The sequence below is a fragment of the Streptomyces sp. NPDC017940 genome (assembly GCF_044328435.1).
GTDB lineage: Bacteria > Actinomycetota > Actinomycetes > Streptomycetales > Streptomycetaceae > Streptomyces.
The window spans coordinates 12116-30833 of record NZ_JBIRHJ010000012.1 but is presented as its reverse complement, the minus strand read 5'-3'; the positions used below and the strand labels follow the sequence as shown (position 1 = coordinate 30833).

Here is an 18718-nt window from a genome sequence, read left to right as displayed (position 1 = left end):
CGTCCTTGGAACACCCCGCCAGCCCTGCTCCCAGGGAGATCGCTGCCCCCCAGATGGCAACTCGTCGGCAGTGGTTCGCAAATCCAACCCGGTCGTGACGCAGGACCACGAGGGGAGCTCCTCTTCTTCCGCGGGAGATTCTAGATATCCGTCTTGAGGTCGGAAGCCATGGCGTTCACGCTCGACTCCGACAGCAGGAAACCGCGCCTCGCCGCCCCACGTGCCCACTCTCCGGCATCGGGGAGATCACTCCTGTGATGCTCCTTGGCTGCTCGTTCCGCAGCCGTCTCGATGTACCGGTTGTTTTCCTGCATTCCTGCGCTCCAGCTCTCGCCCATGACGAGCCCGGCATCCCCTTTCGCTCTCCCTTCCGCATCCTTGAACAAATCCTGAAGAACCGCACTGGTCACCGTCTCGGCCACTCCGCCGACCACAGCCCCGCCGACCGGGCTGGCGATGTAGGAGGTGCCAACGCCGATACCCGTTCCGATGCCGCCCGAGATTCCGTCCTTCCAACGGGCCACGGATTCCTCGTAGGCCCTGTCCTTCTCCGCAGCCTCGCCGGCGACCGCCTCCGCGCGCCCTTGCGCCAGTGTTCCGGCCACCTCGCCGGAGCCATTGGCTACGTTCTCGACAACGAACTGCGGATCCTGGGCGTAGCGCTGGTCCGCCGGAAGGGCGGGGTCGAGGTGATGGGACATCAGTTGGGCCATGTACGACTTCTGTCCGACCTCCACTGCCGCGTAACCCTCAGGGTGCTGGCCCACAGTGAAGAGGAAACGGGTCACGTCCCGGTGCTGAAAGTCTGCCGGTTCGCCGACGATCGGGAAGAGACGGTCCGCGTCCCCATCCGAATCGTTGGTCAACGCCCGATTCATGTCGTGCAGGTACTCGGAAGCCATCTGCCCGAAGCTGTCAGCCATGTGCGGATGCGTGGTGAGGAGCGTGTTGTCCTCGGAGACGGAAGAGACGACGCTCTCCATGAGCCTGGCCTGCTCCCCGGTGTGCGGTGGAGTGTCAGCCGTGGGGAGTTCACCCGCCGGGTGCCCGGTCGTGCCCGCCTCGAGCGCCAGTGCCAGGTTGTTCCGCCCGGTGGTGCTGGACTCGCCATCGGCGTCCATCTCGACAGGCCAGTCCTGCTTCTCGAAGAGGTACTGAAAGTTCGAGACCTCTGTGTCCTGCCCGTTTCCCCTCGACGTGAAAGTGTCGTTGAGAAAGGACGTCGCCGCGCCGGGGCTGTTCGACAAGCCCTTCAGGAAACCTGTCACAGGGTCCCAGCCCGTGTCACTGCCGGTTCGGTTGAGGTACGGCGAATTGGGGGTGCGCCGCCACGCCCCACCCTCCCCGTTGTCGGTCAGTCGCTTCTCGGTGTCCATGAGGGCGCTGCCGTAGCTGTGCAGGAAGCTGTCGTCGTAGTCACCCCAGCGTATGAGGTTGCTCATGACCTGGAAACCGAGGGGGCCGCTGTTGGTGCGGACAGGCTGGCCACCCTGGTCCACCATCTGCCGCGTCCAGTCCACCATCCCCGCTGAATCACTCTGCGTGGCCGTCGCCAGCGTAAGGCTCAGATACTTTTGCAGGTCGTCGAAGCTTCCCTGACGCCGGTCGCTCATGTCGGGGTTGACACCGGGTTCATTGACACCGGCCCAGAACTCCAGCGTCCCCTTCGCCCCGAGTTTCGTGGCGAAGCGCTCTGCGAAGAGCGGATCGTGCGCGTACGTCTTCAGTCCTGAACGGAGCTTGTCGAACTCCCTGACCGACAGGTCCTGCGGGTCCTTCCCGGCCAATTCCGACAACTCGTCCGCCGACTCCACGGCGGCGACCGCACTGTCCCGGTCCTTGTACGTCGCCTCGGAGAAGCCGTGCGTGCTCTGATCGGCGATCGCCTTGAGGACCTTGCCTGCGGAGGTGTCGCTCTCGGTGGCGTCGTCGAGGATCCGCTGGATCTCGTCCCGCAGAGCGGTCGCATCGCCCTCGCCGTGGTCCGCTTCCCTTGTCCGCCGGGTCGGGGGGCGTGTTCATGCGTACGGTGAAACTCCCGTCGCCCGCCGGGGTGACCGTCAGCTTCTTCCTCAGGCCCCGCTCGATGGCGTCGTCGAGCCGACGGTGACAGCGCTTCAACTCGTCCCGGGTGTCCGACAGGATCCGGTGAATGGACTTGGCCTGCGTGTGGGCGTCCTGGAACTCTCCGGCGGTCTTGCCGATGAACTCCTTCGAGACGGTGGCGTTGACACCCGCCCAGTTCGCCCTGGCGGCGGCGCGCCGAAGGCCGTTGTCGGCGTCCCTCCGCAACCCGTCCAGGCTGTCCACCAGGGTCGACCAGTCATCGACGGCGTCGTCCAGCGCCGTGAAGTCGGCGGACCGTAGCGCGTCGAGGTCCATCAGCCGTCCTTCTCCGGGCTCGGCGGCGGCAGGTGTACGGGGTTCTCCCCGCCGGGCCTGCCGACCCGCTCGTCGAAGCCTGCGTCAAGGACGTCGATGCGGCTCAACTGCCGCCGGATGTAGTGCTCGTCGCCCTGGTGCAGCTTCTTCGTGACGCGCATGTGGTTCGAGATGTGAGCGCACGCGTCCGTGAGCGACTTGAGTTGCTCCTCCCAGCGCTTCGCGACGTGCTGGAGCCCTGCCCCGAGCGCGAAGCCCTGCCGCGTCAGGTCTCCCGCGGCCGTGCGGCTGCTGGGGACCGAGACACGCGCCTTGACACTCAACCGGTCGAAGAGCCCGAAGGCGTGCTCGCCGATCCTCGCCAGATCGGCCTGGGAAACCGCCAGGTCCCCGTACGCCGACGGCGTGGTTCCGGGGCCGCCCCCCATGCCGGGCTCGACCTGGTCGAGTTGCATGCGCGTGGACTGCCGCTCCGCCGCCTGCTCCTTGAGCTGCTCCCACTCTTCCCACGCCACTCTCGTATACCCCTCCCGTACGTACCGGCCGCTCCGGACGGCTGACAGCTTTGCTGCTCAACGTGACAACACGCCTGTGGTCACGCCGAGTTGTCTCAATTACGACGCTTTCACGGACGCGTTCCACTTCTCGGTCCTGGCTCGACACGGGTGTGCCATGGGAGCGTCATCATCCGATTCCGGCTGATGGCTGCTTTGCAACTGCTGTGACGCAAAGCTTGGTTGGATGTCACTCTGGGTGTGGCTAGAGTGACGAACGCGCGACACGCGGCGGTGCGCGCGGCGCGCGACGGTGCGATGGACGGTGCAATCGCGGGCGGTCACAGCCCGGGGTGGTCGCGAGTCGGGGACAGTCGAGGACAGCCGAGAGCAGTCGAGGGCAACGGGGAACGGTGGGGGCATCGTGCGTGAGGACGGGTACATGAGTTCCGCGCCGCCGTCGGCGGGCGCGGATCTCAAGCGCGGGTTGGAGGCGCTGAAGACGTTCCGGCGGCGCATCGACACCCTCCTCACCGAGTTCGAGGGATCGGACGGCGGCACGTCCAAGGTCCGCGACCAGAAGATCGCCCGCGCCTCCTTCAGCGGCGAGGCGGCCCCTTTCCCCGAGGCCGACGGCCTCTACTCCCAGTACGACCAGGTGCACGAGCGGCTCACCTCCCTGTCGAAGATGCTCGGGGACCAGATCGAAGCCATGGGCATCGCCGTGCACGGCGCGGACGTCGGCTTCGACAACCTCGAAGACGACCTGCGGCAGCGCTTCTGGGCGATCCAGACACGGATCGGCCGCGCGGAGGCCCCCGAGGGGCGGGGGCCCGGAGGGAAGACCGACGGGCGTGGCGGTCAGGGCAGCGACAAGTCCGACTCGGGGTGGAAGCTGTGAGCTTCGAAGGGCACCGGCTCAACGACATGATCGACCTGGTCGAGCAGGCGAATCCGGCCGAGCTGGAGAGCGCGGGGGCCGCGCTCCAGCGGGCGCGCGACGCGATCGCGGTGGCGGCCCGGGAGCTGGGCGACCACATCGACCGGGTGGACTGGGAGGGCGAGGCCGGGCAGGCCTTTCGCAAGTGGGGCAAGAACCTCGTCAAGGACACGCACAAACTGTCCGACTTCGCCGACGCCGCCGGCGTCCAGATCGCCTCGGCCGGCGCGGGGTTGGCCTCCGTACGGGGTTCGATGCCGCCCCGGGACACCCGCACCGACCCCAAGTCGGTGACGGACATCCCCTCTCCGAAGAGGGTGGACGGCAACGCGGACTACGAGGCCGCCGTCGAGTCGGAGAAGCACCGCCAAGAGGCGATCAACCAGATGAACCGGTTGGCGTCGTTCTACAGGGTCTCGCAGCATGCGATGGCGGGGCAGGAGGTGCCTTCGTTTTCGGTTATGCCGGATGTGGGGGTGCCGGCGCCGCACAGTGAGGTCGGCCCCAAAGTCGAGCCGAAGCGGGCAATTCCCTCCGGCACCGCTGTTGATGGGGTACCGCCGACGCCGCAGCGTCCAGACGAGTCCGTGATTCCGGTATCTCCAGGACTGGACGATGCACTGTCATCGCGTAATGAGGTACGCGAACCGGCGCCATCTCCAAGTCGACCCGCCGGTTCGAACCCTGTCGGTACGGAGATCGACAGCGTTTCCCCGCCACACCCGCAGCTCATCGGTCCGTCGCCTGCTCCGTCGGCCCCTGTTCCCGGTCCAATGGGCATCGACGCAGGACCTCCACCTCTATCCGGAGGCAGCTCTGTGCAGATGCCGCGTGGTGGCCCTGATGCACAGGCGCCCCGTCGCGGTGGTGGCGGGAGGTTGCCCATCCCCGATCAGGGGCGGGCAGGAGGTGGGCGCCCCAAAGACGCGGTTGGAATTCCTGGGCGCGGTCCATCAGGCCCAAGCCCGACAGGGCGTACCGGTCCGGTGGCACAGGGCCAGGGCAACGCTGGCCCGACGACGCCAGTGCAGCCGCCGGTGGGGCGCAGCATCACCGGCGGCACGCCACAGCCTCATGGTGTACAGGGCCCTCGTCCCGGAGTTCCGGGCATCGTCGGTACGCCGCGTGCTGACGGTGTCGTAAGCGGTCGGCCCGCTCCTTCGCCCGTGACAGCTCCGGCAGGCCCAAGGACGCCCCGGAGCCCCGCCTTCGGCGCGGGAGGGCCCGGGATCACACCACCCGGGCCTAGCGGCGTCGGGCAGCGCGGCGTTGTGGGAGCTACGCCTCAGGTCCCACCCAGTAGAGGTCAGATGGCACGCCGTCCCGTCGGAAATCCTGACGGTGTGCTTGGCACACCGAAGGAGCGTGCGTCTACCAGCGGAAGCGGCAGGAGCGGATTCACTGCCGGTGGTACTGGCTTGGTACGTGGCCCGGCTGGCACCGGGCGACGCTCTGCGCGCGAAGAAGACGGGACCGCGCAGCGGCCCGACTACTCGGTTGAGGACGAAGAGACACATCTGCCTGGCGAACGGCGGCACGTGCCGCCAGTAATCGGTTAGTGGTGAGTGAGGGCGTGCAGGGCGTGAAGTCAGGAATGGGCGGGCACGGCGGTGGAACTGCGCTGTTCGCAAGGCGCGGGAGGCGATGGATCGTGTCCACGGGCTCGGCGGTCAGCGTTCTCGCCCTGATGTCTGTGGGGCTGGCACCCAGCGCGGCTGCCGATGACGTTCAGTCGAAGCAGTGGTACCTGGACGCTATGGGTGCCGAGGAACTGTGGGACGTCAGCACCGGTGAGGGAATCAAGGTCGCGGTTGTCGACAGCGGTGTTTCGGAGACGCCTTCGCTCAAGGGCCGCGTGCTCGCTGGTCAGGACGTGACAGACCTGAAGGGGGGAGCTCTGGACGACTACCTCGGCCACGGAACCACGATGGCAGAGCTGATCGTGGGGTCCGGGCGAGGTGGTGGCCTCAAAGGCCTGGCGCCCGGCGCCGAGGTCATCTCCGTTCGCGCTACTTTGAAGGGTGCCCCGGGCAAGGACGGGAAGGACAGGGGCGACATCGCCGAAGCAATCAGGGCCGCTGCGGACAGTGATGCACAGATCATCAGCATGTCCTACGGCTCCGACATCATGTATGCGGCTGAGCAAGAGGCCGTGCAGTATGCCGCCTCAAAGGGAAAGCTCATGTTCGCTGCCGTCGGAAACGATGCGCAGAAGAAGAGCTTCATCGGCTATCCGGCGGCCTACCCCTACGTAACGGGCGTCTCCTCCGCAGACAAATCCGGCAAGGTCGCCAAGTACTCGGAATTCGGCAAGTACGTGGATCTGGCCGCACCGGGGCGGAATCTTCCGCACTGGTGTGATGCGACGTTCCGTTCGTACTGTGACGGTGAGGGCGGTACAAGCGCATCCACCGCCATCGCCTCCGCCTCCGCCGCCCTAATCTGGTCCAAGCACCCCAACTGGACCGCCAACCAGGTCCTCCGCGTCCTCATCGACACCGCAGGCCGCAGCTGGCCGAAGGACAAGCCCAGTGACTACCTCGGTTACGGCCTGGTGCGGCCGGCTCCGAATCTGCTGAAGAACAGGGGTAACCCCGGTCCGCCGGACATCGACCCCCTCACCAACAAGAAGACCCCCGGCGTGGGAGCTTCGCCCTCCGCTGCGTCGGAGGAGTCCCCGGCGCCCGCCTCGAACCCCCCGAAGAGCGCGTCCGACAACAAGCGGGCAGCAGCCGCGGCGAAGTCGAAGTCAGGTGGCGGCTCCGATGACGACAACGACCAGGTGTGGATCGGTGTCGGCACCGCAGCCGCAGCGGCGGTCATCGGCGCCGCGGCCTTCGTGCTCGTACGCAATCGGCGCAACGCCTGAGCAGAGCAGAGGCGAGCAGCACGGACGAGCCTCAATGACAGCCTGAACGTCTACGTAAGGAGAGCCCGCTCATGGCCGACGGCCGGAAACTCAATGACCAGGAAGTCGCGCTCCTCGAGAAGGAGATCGTCGACAAGTACGACTCGGTCCAGAAGCAGCTCCGGCGCTTGCAGGGGACGCTTGACACCATGGAGGCCAACTGGCGCGGTATCGGTGCGCACGCCTTCGACAAGAAGCAGACCGAGATCAACCAGCACATGCAGGCGATCGGCCGCATCCTCGTGGACTTCCTGGACGGCATCAGCGCCAACCGCAAGGACAAGGACCGGCTCGAGGACGAGGTCCGCGCGACCATGAACAGCATCGACGTGGACTACGGCGGCAAGAACTCGGCCATCAGCAGCTACTGAGCTGAACTGAGTCGAACCTGGCTGAACCGAACTGAGCTGTTCTCCGGGCCGTCGTGGTCCGGCCGATACCACCAGGGGATGGGACAAGCATGGCAAGCGGCAACTTCGACGAACTCGCGGTCAAGTACGGCGGGCTCGACGCCATCACCACCGAACTCGGCATCCAGGCGAAGCAACTTGAGTCCGACCTCGCCGACATCAAGCGGGCCGTGGCCAGGGTGGCCGAGGGCTGGGAGGGCGAGGCCCACCGGGCGTACGTCCTGAAGCAGAAGGAGTGGGACCAGCACGCGTCGGCGATCCACACGGCCCTCACGCAGATCGGCCAGAAGGTCGGTCAGGCGGGTGGTGACTACCGGGGTGGTGACCTGAAGGGGGCCAGCTACTTCCAGTGAGGGGCGGCAGGGAATGACGGGGTGGGCATACGCGGGAGGTGCCCACCCCGTTCTGGTGCCTTGGAGGGAGCGTGGCTGGGTGCTGCGTCAGCGAACCCACTGGTTCGCCAACCCGAACTCTGGGTCACGCATCCTGGACGCGTGCAAACTGGTCGATGGCTTCGCGGACTTCCTCCTGCTGGTAACCGGTTCGGAGGAAAATTTCACGAGGACTCATGGTGGAGAGTAGGTGTTGCAGCAAGTTGAGCCACACAGTTCCTGCATGGTTTGACAGTCTGATGGAGACGTCGTTGCCTGATTCACTCGTGGCGACGACTGCGGCATCGGTGCCCACGAGCTTGTCATCCACCGTGAAGTTTACCGTGGATGACTGACTGAGCAGCGGCCTAGCCGCGCTCAGTGTCTCGATGAGGCGAGACACGTCTTGGGAAGTACAGCCGAGCGCGGGTAGGTGTGTGTCTGGAAGCTCGAACGTTTGGTGCGCTGCTTGAAACAGGGCCTTGAACGCGGCGGAATTTAGAGAAGTGCTGCTCACTCTTCCCCCCTCTCCTCACTCCAGGACGTTGTCAAACCAATCCCTTCCACCTCTCGGCGTGAAAGTCGTACCGCCGTCTCCGTCCTCGATGACGACTGCTTGCTTTTCCGGGTCCCAGTACCCAACTCGTCCGTCCCTAAGGTCATATCGGATATCAATATTCGGCGTGTCACCGTTTATGACGCCATCGACGTAGTACGCCAGGGAGTCCGGGTGAACACCCCTGACGTAATGCGTCCCGTTTCCGTCCGGGCGGATTGCCTCCTCGTTAGCATGCCTCGCTATCTCACTGGCCAAGGGATCGGGCTGTGGGTACCCGGGAGCGAGGCCTAGGATATCGACCCGCGTATGAGGGTTATGAACGTAGGCCGCGGGGTTGGGTGCCGGGGCGAGTCCCAACGGGTCGAGCGTTAGGTACCGAGCTGTCTCCGGATCGTAATGCCGAAAGTAGTTGTAATGCAGCCCCGTCTCCGGGTCGAAGTACTGCCCCGGAAACCGCAGCGGCGTATACGCCGTGCTCCCCGCCGCCCAAGCCGTAGCCCCCCACAGCGTGCCCCGCGTGTGCCACGCGATCTCGCCCTGTTCGTCGACGAGTTCGCTCGGCGTGCCCACCAGGTCCGTGACGATGGCGAAGAACCGGGAGTCGATCTCGGTCCGGGAAGCCGTGGACGCGTCGGACGCGGCGGGAGCGTCAGGCGCGTTGAATGCACCGGGCGCACCGGGCGCACCGGCCGCACCGGGCGCGTCAAACGCACCGGACGCACCGGACGCCTCGGCCCAGTCGACCGCCGCGGCCGACACAACGCGTTCCCTCTGGGCGACAGGCCGCACCCCCCGGTGGTCCCACGTGAGCGTCACCGGGTTCGGCAGGTCGGCCGACGTCGTCGTCTGTTCGCACAGCGTCGCCCCGTCCCACGCGAAGTCCACCCTCTCGACGACCGTCGAACCGTCCGCGGCCATACGCATCTTGGCGGTGCGCCGCCCCAGCGCGTCGTACCGGTACCGCCACACCGTCCCGTCCGGCGTGACCGTCGACGTCAGTCGATCCTCCGCGTCCCAGGTGTACCGCCAGGTGTCCGGTTTCCGGGAGAGGCGGGGCTTCTGGCGGAGGGTGACGCGGCCGAGGGCGTCGTGTTCGTAGCGGACCGACCCGGCCCGGGTGATCCTCGTGCCGGAGTAGGCGCGGGCGCCGGTGGCCTCGTGCCCCGGGTGCGACGCGGGCCAGGACGCCTCCGTCTGGTTGCCCGCCTCGTCGTACGCGTACGTCTCCGTCCAGTTCGCCGCGCGCACGGCGGTGACACGCCCCGCCGTGTCCAGGTCGAAGCGGCGGGTGCCGCGGAGACGGTCGTCGACGCCGATGAGGTTGCCGTCCGCGCGGTAGGAGTACGTACGGTCCTGCACCGCGTGGCCGTCGGCCGCGGTGACCGACTGCGTGGTGAGGCGGCCCAGGGCGTCGAAGGTGTGCGAGAAGGTGGCGAAGTCGCCCAGGTGGCGCGTGAGTTCACGACCCGTCGCGTCGTACGTGAAGTCGATGGCCCGGCCCGACGCCCGCAGCCGGGCGTGGCGGCCGGCCGCGTCGTACGTCCACGTGCTCGTCGCCCCGGAGGGGGTGGTGCGACCCGTACGGCGCCCCGAGCCGTCGTACGCGTAGGTGACCTCGCGGCCGTCCGCCTTCTCCGACCTCAGCCTGCCGAAGCGGTCGCGGAGCAGGCTCAGCGAGGCGTCGCCCGGCCCCGCGGCCTCGGCCAACTGGTCCGTCATGTCGTACGCGAAGGTCGTGACCCGGCCGTCGACGTCCTTGCGGACGACCTGGCCGAGGGCGTTGCGCACGAAGGACACCCTCTGGCCGAGCGCGTTCGTGCGGGAGCGCAACCGCCCGGCCGCGTCGTGCTCGTACGTCAGCGTGCGGCCGTCGAAGTCCGTCTCCGACAGCGGGCGGCCCGCGGCGTCGACGGCGTAGCTCCAGGTCAGACCCTGCGGGTTCCGTACCTCGGTGAGGCGGAGTTCCGAGTCGTGCGTGAACTCGTAGCGCGCACCGTCCGGACCCGTGCGGGCCGAGAGCAGGTCGAAGTGCGTGTACTCGTACGAGGAGACCGCGCCCATCGCGTCCACGTACGTGGTGCGGTTGCCCTCGCCGTCGTACGTCCAGGACTCCGCCGTTCCGTCCGGGGCCACCCGCCGGGCGATGTGCCCCTCCACCGTCCACTCCAGACGGGTCGTGGCACCCAGGGCGTCCACGACGGCGGTGGGCCTGCCGAAGGCGTCGCGCTCGAAGCGGGTCACCGCGCCGAGCGGGTCGACGGTCTCCAGCGGGAGTCCCGCCCGGTCGCAGCGGACCGTGGTCGTGTTGCCGAGGGGGTCGGTGACGGACGACAGGCCGCCCGCCCCGTCGTACGTGAAGCGGGTGGTCGCACCCGCCGGGTCCGTCACCGATGTGCGGTTGCCGCGCTCGTCGTACGTGTGGCGCCAGACCTGCCCGTCGGGGGTCACCACGCGCGTCGGCAGCCCGAACTCGTCGTACTCCGCCCTCGCCTCCCGGCCGTCGGGGCGTACGAGACGGATCACGTTGCCCGCCTCGTCGTAGGTGTAGGACGTGGTGTGGCCCAGCGGATCCGTGCGGGACAGCAGGCGGTTGCGGTGGTCGCGCTCATGGCGCGTGACCGCGCCCAGCGGGTCGACGTCGGCGACGACCCGCCAGGCCCCGTCGACCAGGAAGCGGCGGGTGTGGCCCGCGTCCGTGGTGGTGGTCGTCGCCCGCAGGCCGGTCACCGGGTCCGGCTCCTCGTAGGTGAGGCGCAGGCTCATGTGCCCCGCGGAGCCGCCCTCCGCCACGCACCGGTCCTGGTCGTCGTAGGCGTAGGTGTAGCCGCGGTCGTTGGTGTCCGTCCACGACGTGACGCGGCCCGCTTCGTCGTAGGTGAAGCGCAGCGGCCGCCCCGAGGAGTTGGTGACCTCCGTCAGGTCTCCGTCGGTGTAGCCGTAGCGGACCAGTTCCTGGTCCGTGCCGTCGGGGGCCGCGCCCGCCAGGTGCAGGGCGGTGACACGGCCGGACCCGGTGGTGACGCGGACGTGGTAGCCGCCGCTGTGCACGACCGACAGGGGGGCGCCGTCGGCGTCGTACTCGAAGGTGATCCGGTTGCCGTTGCGGTCGTCGATCTGCTCGATGACCGCCAGGGCGTCCCCGCGGTCGGCGAAGTGCCACACCCGCGACGTGGCCGGATCGGTGATCGTGTAGCCACCGTCCACGCGGTCGAGGGGGCGGGGCGGACCGTGGGTCGGCAGGGTGGGCAGGCCCGAAGCGGGGTGCGGGTAGGGGAGCAGCAGGCCGTCCTCCGTGACGAGGACGACGCCCTCGGAGTCGATCTCCAGGTGCTGGTCGATCGTCGACGACCAGGACGGGCCGAACCAGCGCCCCAGCGCGTAGCCGGACTCGACCCGCCGCCTGAAGGCGAAGGGGAGCGTGCCGGGCAGGCTGAGGTCGGTCTGCGGGAGGTACATCCTGCCGGTGGCGAGGTCGATCGGGTCCGTGCCCCGGCTCTCCACGCCCTCCTGGCGCGACCCCCTCCCGGGGTCGTCGCCGACGGCACCGCGCGCCCCGCGCCCGCCGCCGGTCCCCGCCGTGTCACCCGCACCGCGCCGCGCGGCGGCCCTGACACCGCCGCGCGCGAGCCCCGCCCCCTTGGTCCCGATCGCCTCCGGCAACAACCTCCCCCCGAACTCGGAGGGGTCCTTCTTGAACGACTCGTACATGTCCTTCGCGGCGCGGTCCGGCTGCACCGCCGTCGAGACGAGGCCGGCCAGCGTCGTGTGCACGTTCTGGAGGTGCTCGGCGGGATGGGTGATGTTGTACGGGTCGAGCGGGTTGAGGCCGCGCGCGGTGTTGGCGAGGCCCGCGGCTCCCTTCAGGACGCCGCCCCCGACATGGGTGAGCTCCAGGCCCGTCCCCTTGAGGACGTCGACGCCGTTGGACTTCAGCCGGGCCAGCGGCGGCGGCTCCGCCGGGGCGTGCGCCAGCGCGGCCCTGACCACGGCCGCCGCGGCGCGACCCGCGTCGTCGCGCTGGCGGCGCGCCTCGGCGAGCATCTCCTGGGCGCGCTCCATGTCGGCCCTGCCCGGGTCCTCGAAGGGCTCCGGGCGCGGCCCCGGGTCCTTGTCCAGCGCGATTGCCGCGTTGTACGTGTGGACGCGCTTGTCGTAGGCCTCCACCGCCCTGTCGGAGGTCTGCTTGCCCTTCTTGTACAGGTCGACGGCGTCCTGCGCCTGCCCCTGTGCCCACCCGACCGTGTCCGCGTACGTCGACAGGGCCTGTCCCGCCTGTTCGCAGGCGTCCGCCGCGTGCAGCCACTTGGCGGGGTGCACGGCGAACTTCTCACGGAAGGCGGTGGCCGCCTCGCCCCGCCAGTGGGAGGAGTCGAGGCTGCACATGCCGCCGCCGACCTTGTCGAAGGCCTTGGCGAAGTCCTTCAGGTGCCCGGCGCTCCTGCGGATCGCCCCCGGGTTGCCGTGGACCAGCTCATCGGCCTCCTCGGTCTGCCCGAGCTGCTGCTCGGCGACGTCCGCGCCGAGACGGGAGGCGAGGCCGTCGGTGTAGTCCTCGACCGAGTCCGCGGCGCCGTGCGCTCCGACGTGGTCGAGGCCGTCCCCGAGCCGCCTCCCACCCCACTCGATGCCCTCGCCCGCGTACCTCTTCGCCGAGTCCCAGCCGTCCTCCAACTGCCCGAGCCCGGAGTCGAGGCCTTCGCCGACGGCGTCCTTCGCGTCGCCCAGACCGTCCTTCGCGACGTCGACGCCTTTGCCGAAGGCGTCTCCGATGCTGTCGCCGATGCCCATCAGTGCGTACCGCCGCCCTGCCGCCCGGTCTGTTCCGGCCGGCCCGCGGCGTCCGCGGCCCGGTCGTCGGGCGAGGGGCCAAACGTTTCGTCGAACTGGGCCGCGTACTCCTCGTCGCTCATGCCGGTCACCTGCCGCGGCACGGGCCCGAGCAGCGGTGAGGTCGCCGCGTCCCGGGACGCGTCCTTCCAGCCCTGTACGGCGTTGTCCTTGGCGTCCATGACGGAGCCCAGGCTGTAGTCCGCGCCCGAGAACGGGTACTCGGTCAGCTCGCCCCAGTTCTTCCGCGTGACGTCGTCCTCGCTCGCGTACGGGCTGCCCCCGGGATTCGCGGCGTTCATGGCGATCTTGAGCGAGCCCTCCACGTACTTCTCCGTCTCGTGGAACGTTCCTGCGGAGAGCCCCACCCCGCGCGCGAAGCCGTTCCCCTCGTTGACGAGGGAGCGCACCCCCCACTCCCAGCGCTCACAGAACGTCCTGAAGTCGGCGGTCAGACCGCCGTGCCCCAGCTGGAGTCCCGTCAGGGCGATGTCGTCGAAGCCGCGCCCGGCACCGGCCGCGCCCGCCATGCCGAGTTCCTTGAGCTCGTCGAGCACCAGATCGATGCCCTCGGCTATGCGACGCAGGCCGCCTGCCTGCAAGTCCGGTACACCCTGGCTCACTGCCGTTCCCCCTCGTCCACGTCCACCGCCACTGCATCCGGCACGATGCCGAGGACCGGCGGGAACAGCACCTCGTGCCCCTCGCTGCCCACGTCGAGCGCCACCCCGCACGGCACGCCGACCCCCGGAACCACGGCGTCCAGCAGCCGGGCGCCCAGGACGCGCCGGTAGTCCCAGGCGCGTGCCGTCTCGCCCCGCGCCCGCGCGAAACGGGCCAGGGCCGCCTCGTCCGAGAACGCGTACAACCACCGCAGACCGTCGAGGTCCGCCACGAGGGGGGACTCGTCCGCGCCGAGGGGCAACAGCACCGCCGTACGCCGGAACTCGCCGAGCAGGACGGCGAACTCACGGCGCTGCCGGGCGGTGGGGGTGTCGATGGCGGCGGGGGTGGCGGCGACGGCGGGGGCGGGTGGCCCGGGGGCTTGGGGCGCTTCCGCCGGTTCCTCCCGCACGGCCGGTTCCTCCCGCACGGCCGGTCCTTGCACCGGTCCCGCCGGTCCCTGCACCGGCCCCGGCACCGTCATGTCCGCCAGCTCCGCGAGCCGCGACCGCCGCACCGGCCGCGCGGCCACGCCCTCCTCGTCACCGCTCATGAGCTGCCCCCCGGCCCGGCGGGGCGACCGCAGGGCCTACTCCGCGGCCGTACCGCCGTTCCGCGGTGACGGCTCCAGGTCGAACTCCCCGTCCCGCGCCCCGAGTACGAAGGCCGTCCACTCCGCCTCGGTGTAGCGCAGGACGGTCTCCGGTTCGAGGGAGGACCGCATGGCGACGGCGCCGCCGGGCAGGTACGCGATCTCGACGCGCTCCTCGTGCGTCTCGGTGCCCGGCGCGCTGTGCCACTCGACGCCGGAGATGTCGAGCCCGTAGAGCTCGTTCTTCTCCCGCTCCTTGCGCGCCTTGATCTCCTGCTCCGACTCCCGGCCCTGCTCCTGCGCCTCGTTCTGTGCCTCGGCCATGGTGAAGCGGCCCCTTCCCGACGTACGGCGTACGGACGAACTGTGCGCACACCCTACTTCGCACTCTGTTACTCACGGCTGCCTCTCGCCAACTCGGGTCACCCTCCAGCCGACTTGGTGCTGCCTCCCGCCAACCGAGGGCCGACCCCGGCCACTCACGGCTGCCCCGCCACCAACCCCGTCTGCACCAAAGGCTTCCCGCGCTTGCGCGAGACGAAGACGCCCCGCCCGACCGGCATCGGCCGGGGCCGCACCCCGCCGAGGACGTCGCCCTCGCTCGGATCACCGGCCATGACGACACCCTGCGCCCCCAGTTCCAGCATGCGCTGCATGAAGGGCTCGTACGCCGCCCGGCTCGCGCCCGCGGTCGAGCGCGCGATGATGAAGCGGACCCCCACGTCACGGGCGAAGGGAAGCGCGTCGGCGAGCTTGGCGAGCGGGTTGCCGCTGGACGTCGAGACGAGGTCGTAGTCGTCCACGACCACGAACACCGTCGGCCCCGACCACCAGGAGCGCTCGCGCAGCTGCCGCGCGGTGACATCGGGGCTCGGCGTGCGGCGCCGCATCAGGTCGGCGAGGGCGTCGACGTGGTGGTCCATGGCGTTCGACATCGGGACGTACTCCGCCAGGTGCGAGGCCGGGGTGACGTCGAGGAGCGAGCGGCGGTTGTCGACGACGAAGAGTTTGCACGCGTCGCCGCTGTAGCGCTCCGTCAGGCGCTGGACGAGCAGGCGCAGCAGGTTCGACTTGCCCGCCTCGCTCTCACCGAGGACCAGGAAGAACGGGTCCTGCTCGAAGTCCACGAAGACGGGTTCGAGACGGGACTCGTCGAGGCCGAAGGCCACACCGCGGTCGGGGAACGCATTTCCCGGAGGCAGCTGCTCCGCGGGCAGTTCACGGGGGAGCAGCCGCACCTCGGGCGCCGCGGGCAGCGTCCAGTGCCGGGCGACCTCGGCGGCGAGCGCGGCGGTGGCCCCGGCGAGGTCGGCGTCCGACGTGACGCCGTCGATACGCGGGACGGCCGCCATGAAGTGCTGCTTGTGCGGTGACTGGCCGCGGCCGGGCACCCCCGCGGGCACGTTGGCGGCGACCCTGCGGTCGAACTCGGAGTCCATCGTGTCACCGAGCCGCAGCTCCAGACGGTTGACCAGGTGGTCCTTGAGGTTCGCGCGGACCTCCATCGACCGGGACGCGGCGAGGACCAGGTGGATGCCGTAGCCGAGGCCGCGGGCCGCGATGTCGAGGACGTGCTCCTCGAGGGCCTCGTACTCGGAACGGAAGTTGCCCCACCCGTCGATCACCAGAAAGACATCGCCCCACGGCTGGTCGGGGACGGCGATGTCACCGCTGGCCCGGCGGGCCCGGAAGTCGGCGATCGACGCGATGCCCGCCGTACGGAAGTACTCCTCGCGGCGCGCGAGGACGCCGTACACCTCGGCGACCGTTCGCCGCACCCGCTCCGGGTCGAGCCGGGACGCCACCCCGCCGACATGCGGCAGGCCCGCCACCGCGGAGAGACCGCCACCGCCGAAGTCGAGGCCGTAGAACTGCACCTCGTGCGGGGTGTGGGTGAGCGCGAAGGACGCGATCAGGGAGCGCAGCAGCGTCGACTTCCCGGACTGCGGGCCGCCCAGGATCTGCAAGTGGCCGGCCGCGCCCGCGAAGTCGCACCAGAGCGGGTCACGGCGCTGTTCGTACGGCTTGTCGACCAGGCCGAGCGGTACGACGAGGCGCCCCGCGCCCTCGTAACCGGGCTGTGTGAGACCGCGGCCGGGCACGGCCGTGAGACCGGGAAGCAGCGCGTCGAGCGGCGGCGGACTGTCGAGCGGCGGCAGCCACACCTGGTGCGCGGCCGGGCCGCGGGCCTCGACGCGGCCCACGATCACATCGAGCACCGTGTCGGCGAGCGCGTCATCGGGGTCGGGGCCCGTGGCGGCCCGCGGCTCCGGCACCGTGGCACGCGCATAGCGCACCGGTACCTCGGCCGCTGTGAACAGCACCGGACGCCGGTCCACCGGCAGAGGCCCGCCGAGCGCGGCGGCCCGCGCCGAACCGGACCGATACGCTCCGGAGACGTACGCGGCCTTGAAGCGCACCATCTCGTCCGTGCCGAACTTGAGGTAGCCGGAGCCGGGAACGTTCGGCAGGTGGTAGGCGTCGGCGACGCCGAGCGCCGCGCGGGACTCCGCCACGGAGAACGTGCGCAGGCCCACGCGGTAGGAGAGGTAGGTCTCCAGGCCCCGGAGGCGCCCCTCCTCCAGTCGCTGCGACGCGAGCAGCAGATGCACGCCGAGCGAGCGGCCGATGCGCCCGATCTGCACGAACATGTCGATGAAATCGGGCTTGGCGGTGAGCAGCTCGCTGAACTCGTCGATCACGAGCACCAGAGAGGGAATGGGCTGTAAGGGCGCGCCCGCCGCCCGCGCCTTCTCGTAGTCGTGGATGTTCGCGAAGTTGCCCGCGTCGCGCAGGAGTTCCTGGCGGCGGTTCAGCTCACCGCGGATGGAGTCGCCCATGCGGTCCACGAGCGCCAGGTCGTCCGCGAGGTTGGTGATCATCGCGGCGACGTGCGGCAGCTGCGCCATGCCCGCGAAGGTCGCGCCGCCCTTGAAGTCGGCGAGGACGAAGTTCAGCGTCTCCGAGGAGTGCGTGACGGCGAGGCCGAGGACGAGGGTGCGCAGCAGTTCCGACTTGCCGGAACCCGTCGCTCCCACGCACAGGCCGTGCGGCCCCATGCCCTCCTGGGCGGCCTCCTTGAGGTCGAGCATCACCGGGCGGCCGTCCTCGCCCACCCCGATCGGGACGCGCAGCCGCTCGGCGAGGGAGCGCGGCCGCCAGGTGCGGGCGGTGTCCACCGACGCGGCGTCGCCGAGGCCGAGCAGGTCGGTGAAGTCCAGGTTGGCGAGCAGCGGCTGGTCGTCGTCACCGCCCGACGCGACGCGCAGCGGGGCGAGCTGCCGCGCGAGCGCCTCGGCGGCTTCGTACGAGAGCACGTCGGGAGTGCCCTCGTACACCAGACCGTGGCCGGATTCCATACGCAGCACATCCGGCCGTACGACGACCGACAGGCCGCCGCGACCGCCCGCGGGCTCGCCCGGCACGACCTCGACGACCGTGACGCCCTGGAGTCCCTCCGCCGTCGCGAGGGGGGAGTCCGGCGAGAGCGTGACGCCGTCGAGGACGACGACGAGGTGCGGCTCGTCGGGCACGGGCGTCCCGGACGCCTGGAAGCGCGGGCGGCCGGCGAGGCGGGCGGCGAGGAGCTGTTCGAGCTCGCGCGGATCGGTGCTGATCAGACGGCGCGAGCCCGCGCCGTCGGCCGCGTCGGGCGCCTGGCAGTGCGGAAGCCACTTCGTCCACTCCCAGTGGGCCCTCGCGTCCTGCCCCGCCGCGACGGCGACGACCACGTCCTGGGGCGAGTGCAGCGAGACGAGAGAGGCCGTCAGGGCGCGTGCCGCGGCGCGGACCGACTCCGGCTCACCGCTCAGGGTCAGGTGGTAGAAGGCCCGCAGGGACACGGCCATCGGCAGGTCGGCCACGGTGGTGTGCGCGGCGATGAAGCGCTGCATCGCGCCGGCGGTCAGCGGTTCGAGGTCGTCGACCGGTGCCGTCTCCGGGGCGCGCAGCGGTGTGGCGAGCGCCTGCGGGCCGAGGCCCACGCGCACCTGCCCGAAGTCCGCGTCGCCGGGCCGCCGCTCCCACACCCGGCTGCCCTCGGCGACGAGCGCCCACAGCTGCTCGGGCGAGGGGTGGAGGTAGTACTGCGCGTCCCGCTGCGCCCGCTCCGCTGCGACGGCGGCGCGTCGTGTTTGCGCCAGATACCGAAGATAATCGCGGCGCATATCGGCCAACTGACCCTGGGTCCCGCGACGGTGCCGGACGAGCATCGCCACCGCCATGGCGACGGTCGACGCGATCATCACCATGCCCATGATCCTCATGAACGGATGCGCCGTGGGCATGAAGAAGAACACCACGGAGCCACCCATGCCCAGCATGGGCAGCAACTGCATCAGCGCGCCCTCCTGCTGGCCGCGCGGCAGCTCAGGAGGGGGTTGCAGGACGACCTCGGCCGTGGGCACCTCGGACGGCAGAGCGCGCGGCGGTCGCTTGACGACGATGTGGCTCACTGCCCACCAAATCCCTTGCCGGAGTGCGGAACCGCCCCGCACGACCCTGCGGGGGCGGATGTCGGCCGACTCGCGATCCTACTGACACGCCCCGTCGCACGGGGCGATAGGGTTTCCC

General features: G+C 69.8%; 11 protein-coding genes and 1 pseudogene. 4 read left to right on the top strand and 8 right to left on the bottom strand.

All coding sequences use genetic code 11. From position 1 onward, the window contains the following. Positions 1-140: 140 nt before the first annotated feature. Positions 141-2382 (bottom strand): annotated as a pseudogene (locus tag ACH4DX_RS32245) (hypothetical protein). After that, positions 2382-2897, bottom strand: a complete 516-nt coding sequence (locus ACH4DX_RS32240) for a hypothetical protein (RefSeq protein ID WP_398157688.1) — start codon at positions 2895-2897, stop codon at positions 2382-2384. Before ACH4DX_RS32240 ends, ACH4DX_RS32245 begins: the two are co-directional and overlap by 1 nt. Before the next feature lie 421 nt (positions 2898-3318). Here ACH4DX_RS32240 and ACH4DX_RS32235 point away from each other — a divergent pair, with 421 nt between their 5' ends. The 4 genes from ACH4DX_RS32235 to ACH4DX_RS32220 all read left to right on the top strand — a co-directional run bounded on the left by ACH4DX_RS32235 (position 3319) and on the right by ACH4DX_RS32220 (position 7487). Continuing rightward, positions 3319-3777 (top strand): hypothetical protein, encoded by a 459-nt coding sequence (locus tag ACH4DX_RS32235; protein ID WP_398157687.1) that lies wholly within the window; start codon positions 3319-3321, stop codon positions 3775-3777. 1690 nt (positions 3778-5467) lie between these two features. Further along, on the top strand, positions 5468-6685 hold the full coding sequence (locus ACH4DX_RS32230; protein WP_398157686.1) for a S8 family serine peptidase: 1218 nt from the start codon (positions 5468-5470) through the stop codon (positions 6683-6685). Between the two features lie 71 nt (positions 6686-6756). Next, positions 6757-7095 carry a WXG100 family type VII secretion target gene (locus ACH4DX_RS32225; protein WP_016639142.1) on the top strand — a complete coding sequence of 113 codons (339 nt, stop codon included), beginning with the start codon at positions 6757-6759 and terminating at the stop codon, positions 7093-7095. 89 nt (positions 7096-7184) lie between these two features. After that, a complete protein-coding gene (locus ACH4DX_RS32220) occupies positions 7185-7487 on the top strand; it encodes a WXG100 family type VII secretion target (protein ID WP_398123104.1) in 303 nt (100 codons plus the stop codon). Between the two features lie 124 nt (positions 7488-7611). Here the strand turns inward: ACH4DX_RS32220 and ACH4DX_RS32215 are convergent, their stop codons facing one another. The 6 genes from ACH4DX_RS32215 to eccCa all read right to left on the bottom strand — a co-directional run bounded on the left by ACH4DX_RS32215 (position 7612) and on the right by eccCa (position 18600). Beyond that, positions 7612-8022 (bottom strand): hypothetical protein, encoded by a 411-nt coding sequence (locus ACH4DX_RS32215; protein WP_398157685.1) that lies wholly within the window; start codon positions 8020-8022, stop codon positions 7612-7614. A gap of 15 nt (positions 8023-8037) precedes the next feature. Then, positions 8038-12852, bottom strand: coding sequence for a putative T7SS-secreted protein (locus tag ACH4DX_RS32210; protein WP_398157684.1), 4815 nt, complete (start codon positions 12850-12852; stop codon positions 8038-8040). Next, positions 12852-13514: a hypothetical protein gene (locus tag ACH4DX_RS32205; protein ID WP_398157683.1), complete on the bottom strand. Its 663-nt coding sequence runs from the start codon at positions 13512-13514 to the stop codon at positions 12852-12854. Before ACH4DX_RS32205 ends, ACH4DX_RS32210 begins: the two co-directional genes overlap by 1 nt. Further along, positions 13511-14107: a hypothetical protein gene (locus ACH4DX_RS32200; RefSeq protein WP_398157682.1), complete on the bottom strand. Its 597-nt coding sequence runs from the start codon at positions 14105-14107 to the stop codon at positions 13511-13513. The genes ACH4DX_RS32205 and ACH4DX_RS32200 overlap by 4 nt, the downstream gene beginning before the upstream one ends. Before the next feature lie 36 nt (positions 14108-14143). Then, positions 14144-14470: a DUF397 domain-containing protein gene (locus tag ACH4DX_RS32195; RefSeq protein WP_398123109.1), complete on the bottom strand. Its 327-nt coding sequence runs from the start codon at positions 14468-14470 to the stop codon at positions 14144-14146. Between the two features lie 155 nt (positions 14471-14625). Beyond that, positions 14626-18600 (bottom strand): type VII secretion protein EccCa, encoded by a 3975-nt coding sequence (eccCa, locus tag ACH4DX_RS32190; RefSeq protein ID WP_398157681.1) that lies wholly within the window; start codon positions 18598-18600, stop codon positions 14626-14628. Positions 18601-18718 lie beyond the last annotated feature (118 nt).

Bases quoted from the DNA above. Each gene is read 5' to 3' on its own strand.
- ACH4DX_RS32225 (WP_016639142.1), top strand. From the start codon at position 6,757: ATGGCCGACGGCCGGAAACTCAATGACCAGGAAGTCGCGCTCCTCGAG.
- ACH4DX_RS32200 (WP_398157682.1), bottom strand. From the start codon at position 14,107: ATGAGCGGTGACGAGGAGGGCGTGGCCGCGCGGCCGGTGCGGCGGTCG.
- ACH4DX_RS32195 (WP_398123109.1), bottom strand. From the start codon at position 14,470: ATGGCCGAGGCACAGAACGAGGCGCAGGAGCAGGGCCGGGAGTCGGAG.
- ACH4DX_RS32235 (WP_398157687.1), top strand. From the start codon at position 3,319: ATGAGTTCCGCGCCGCCGTCGGCGGGCGCGGATCTCAAGCGCGGGTTG.
- ACH4DX_RS32220 (WP_398123104.1), top strand. From the start codon at position 7,185: ATGGCAAGCGGCAACTTCGACGAACTCGCGGTCAAGTACGGCGGGCTC.
- ACH4DX_RS32210 (WP_398157684.1), bottom strand. From the start codon at position 12,852: ATGGGCATCGGCGACAGCATCGGAGACGCCTTCGGCAAAGGCGTCGAC.